Source organism: Ideonella azotifigens (assembly GCF_006519715.1).
Lineage (GTDB): Bacteria > Pseudomonadota > Gammaproteobacteria > Burkholderiales > Burkholderiaceae_C > Ideonella > Ideonella azotifigens.
In genome coordinates this window covers 1-3,656 of record NZ_VIDT01000558.1, presented here as the reverse complement: position 1 = coordinate 3,656, position 3,656 = coordinate 1, and the positions used below count along the sequence as shown (strand labels likewise).

Annotated in this window: 4 protein-coding genes and 1 pseudogene; all 5 read right to left on the bottom strand. The window is 68.4% G+C overall.

The window, feature by feature from the left end:
• Positions 1–234, bottom strand: a pseudogene (locus FKP22_RS24010) (hypothetical protein); the annotation flags it as partial.
• A 44-nt stretch (positions 235–278) separates the two neighbouring features.
• The gene (locus FKP22_RS24005) at positions 279–1,457 is read right to left on the bottom strand and encodes a DUF3570 domain-containing protein (RefSeq protein WP_141290185.1); all 1,179 of its coding nucleotides are present in this window, start codon (positions 1,455–1,457) and stop codon (positions 279–281) included.
• Positions 1,444–1,710 (bottom strand): DUF4266 domain-containing protein, encoded by a 267-nt coding sequence (locus FKP22_RS24000; protein WP_141290184.1) that lies wholly within the window; start codon positions 1,708–1,710, stop codon positions 1,444–1,446. Before FKP22_RS24000 ends, FKP22_RS24005 begins: the two co-directional genes overlap by 14 nt.
• On the bottom strand, positions 1,707–2,243 hold the full coding sequence (locus tag FKP22_RS23995) for a TlpA family protein disulfide reductase (RefSeq protein WP_233446958.1): 537 nt from the start codon (positions 2,241–2,243) through the stop codon (positions 1,707–1,709). The genes FKP22_RS24000 and FKP22_RS23995 overlap by 4 nt, the downstream gene beginning before the upstream one ends.
• Before the next feature lie 15 nt (positions 2,244–2,258).
• Positions 2,259–3,656, bottom strand: a 1,398-nt coding sequence (locus tag FKP22_RS23990; protein ID WP_141290183.1) for a choice-of-anchor D domain-containing protein, incomplete at its 5' end; no start/stop codon positions are given.

The following is a 3,656-nucleotide window of genomic DNA, read 5'->3' as shown; positions in this document are numbered from 1 at the left end:
GCCTCCGCCACCGCTGCTGCCTCCGTCGGTACTGCCGCCGCTGGTGTCCCCACCACCGGTGCCGCCTCCGCTGGTGCCGCCGCCACTGCTGTCTCCACCACCCGTGCTGCCACCGCCGCCCGAGGTTTCGGTCGAGCCGATGGTCGTGCCGCTGACGGCATCGGTGTTCCAGCTCGGCTGGTTGCCACTGCCGCCGCCGCAGCTGGCGAGCAGGAGGAGAACGGCAAGATTCACGGGGATCCTGGGCCAGGGATGCAGGGGATTCATCATGGTGGCGATCAGAAGCTGTAGGCCAGGCCCAGTTGAAGAGAGGTGGCACGGAAGGGATCGATGCCCAGCGAGCCGTGGCCGCCGATCCGCCACTGCGCGCGTTGTTCGTAGCGCTCGACCTTGGCATCTGCCGTCCAGGCACCCAGGGTGTACTCGGCCTTCAGTCCTGCCGTGAAGGCGCCGAAGGCCGAGAGTCGCTGGTCGTCCGAGCTGTAGGTGGCTTCGGCCGGCAGGCCTGGGTAGACCTCGACGTCGGTCACCGGGTCGTGATAGAACGAAGCGGAGGACTGGGTGTAGTAGCGCAGCAGCGGCGAGAGCTTGAGGCTTTCGGTCACCGGCTGCACCCACTGTGCGTCCAGCGAATGCGCGCCGATGCCGAAGCTGTCGTGGTAGTAGCGGTAGCCGGTTCGCAGCGTGGCGCCCCATCCCTGCATGTGATGGTTCCAGCGCAGCTGGAAGACGGTGGTGAAGCGCTCTCGGGGCCGGCTGTCGAATTGCTTGTACGGGTCGCTGAAATACCCGTTCCCGAAATTCAGGCCCAGCGTCGCCTGGATCAGGTCGTTGCGCGTGAACGCGCGTGTCACCCCCACCATCGTCTCGATGGTGCGTTTGTGATCCTGAGCGACCCCCAGCACGCCGCCGCCGGTGGGCGCTATGGTGTCCTTGCTCAGGCCGAGCGCCGCCGTGAGGGTGTTGTTGTTGTCCTCGGTGGACCAGCGGCCCTCGACGGACAGCGCGTTGGAGACGTAGTCGTTCTCGCTGGAGTGCGACACGCCCACGGCCAGGGCAGAACGCTCGCTGAAGTGCGTGACCTTGAGGTCGCCGGCCACCCGGCGATCGCTCATCCGGCTGGCACCGCTGATGTCGCTGTAGTAGCGCGGGGTGGCGCCGGACACTTCGTCGACCACCGCCGAGGCGTCGACCAGCCACTGCCTGCCGATCGGCAGGCTCAGCAGGGCCGACGGCGAGCTGACCTGGATGCGCTTGAAGGTGGAGGGCTCGCTGCCGTCGTAGAACGGGTACTGCGTCTTCACCGACTGGCTGTCCTGGTAGTGCAGGTACTTCAGCGCGATCAAGGCCTTTTCCGGCGCTTCTTCGGCCAGCGCGGGGCGTGGCATCACGCCGGGCACTGCCAAGGCAGCCGCGGCCAGCCAGCCGAGCGGGCGGGCGACATCAGTTGCAGCCACAGCCGCCTCCGCCCACGCCGCCGCCGCCAGCGGCCGCCTCCTTGCTCTGGTAGATGTGCTGGGTGTAGCGCTGGTCCAGCGCGTCACCCCCCATGGTCATCTCGGGCTTGGCCAGGTTGCCCTTCTCCCAGGGCTTGGGCCCTGCAGACAACCAGTCGGAAGAGGGCGCCTCCTTGCCAGAGTGCGATCCGGGCAGCGCGCAGCCGGCCAGCGACGACAGCACCACCAGGGCGGCGAACAGGCGAGGTGTCATCGCCGCGCTTCCAGTGCGCGGGCAATGCGCTGCTCCAGCACGGCGGCGTCTTCGTCGCGGAAGCCGGCGTGCACGCTGTCGATGAAACCGTTGGCGCCGATCAGCACCGAACTGGGCATGCCCTTGACGCCGAACAGGCCCGGTGTCTTGCCCTGCGTGTCGAAGCCGATGGTGAACTTGGCGGGCACCTGGGCCAGGAAGTGCTCGGCATCTTCACGCCGCTCGTCGAGGTTGATTGCCACGATGCGCAGGCCTGCAGGCCCGTACTTGGCCTGCATCTCGTTCATCCAGGGGAAGGATTTCTTGCAAGGCCCGCACCACGAGGCCCAGAAATCCAGCAGCACCACCTGGCCCTGGAAGCTCCCCAGGCGCAGAGGCTGGCCGCCTGCGGCGGTCGCACTGATCTCCGGTGCGAACTGTCCTGGTGCCACTGCCGCGGCGGGTGAGGCCGCGGCAGCGCAGGCGGCCAGTGCGACAGAGGCAAGCAGGCGAGCGGCCCAAAGATTGTTCTTCATCACGGTTCTTTTTCTCACGGTTGTCTGTCCTTCTCACTTCACAGCCGAACGCCGGCCTGCCCAGGTCAGCAGCAGCGCCATCAGGGCGAGGGCGAGCAAGGCCTCGAAGGAAACGGCACCGCCGCCACCCACGTTGGTCACTTCTGTTTTCGCCTCGGCCTGCAGCGGCACCTCCAGCGCGCTGGTGTCTGCGGCCACGATGCGCAAGGTGCCTGTCGCGCTGCCCCCGGTGCTGGGTGCGAACTGCACGGCCAGCGTGCAGGAGGCGCCCGGGGCCAGCGTCCACGGCATGCTGGCGCAGGCGTCGCTGGCGGCGGCAGCCTGCACCACGAAACCGCCTGTCGTGCTGACGCCGTTGAGGGTCGCCGTGGCATTGGACTGGTTGGTGACACGGATCACCAGCGGCTCGCTGCGGCCCCCGGTCCGCACGACGATGGCGCGGAAGTCCAGCGTGCTTTGGTCGGCCACGAAGGGCGACGAGAGATTGCCCCCACCACCGCTTCCACCACCGCCACTGCCTCCACCACCGCTGCCGCCACCACCGCTGCCACCGCCGCCAGTGCTGGTACTGGCCGCACCGACACCGCTGAGCGCGATCTCGGCCGGGTTCTCTCCGTCCGAAGCCACGAGCAGGGTCGCGCTCAGGCTGCCGGCGCTGTCCGGGACGAAAGAGACGACGACGGTGCAGCTCTCGCCTTCGGCCAGGTGCACGCCGCCCAGGCATGTGCCGCCGCCCACCGAGAAGGCCTGCGGCGACACGCCGGCCAGGCCGAAGGCTGACACCGCCACCACGCCGGGCCCTTTGTTCACCAGGGTCAGTGCATCCGAGGCCAGGGACTTGCCGACCTCGGTGGTGGCGAAGGCAATTCTCGTGTCGCTGCCCTGCCAGACCAGCACGGGCAGTGCGCTCGTCACGCCCAGGCCCGTCAGCACGATGCTGTTGGGCGAGCTGAAGGCATTGCTGACGATCTGCACCTGTTCCGCCGCGGTGGCGCCGGCCGGCGTGAAGCTGACGCCGATGCTGCATGCGCTGCCGGCTGTCAGTTGCGGTGGACAGTCGTGGTTGACGCTGAATTCGTTGGATGAGCTGGTGATGGAAGCGATGTTCAGCGCCGCGCTGCCACTGTTGCTGAGGATGGCCAGATGGGGGGACGAGGTGGTGCCCAGCGCCACCCGGCCGAAGCCCAGCGCCACCGGCGAGAGGCTCAGCGAGGGAGCGGGTGTCGCGATGGCCTCGCCCGACAGCGAGACCGATGCCGTGCCCGAGGGGGTGTTGGACGCGATGTCCAGCGTTGCCACGCGCGTGCCCAAGGCGCTGGGCTTGAGTGCCACCGTGATGGTGCAGGTGCTGCCGGGGGGCACGTTCGAGCCGACCTGGCAGGTCCCGCCAAGCACCATGTCCGCGGCATGCACGCCACTGGCGCTGATGCC

Excerpts from the sequence above, each read along its gene's own strand:
- FKP22_RS24000 (WP_141290184.1), bottom strand. The coding sequence starts at position 1,710 with ATGACACCTCGCCTGTTCGCCGCCCTGGTGGTGCTGTCGTCGCTGGCC.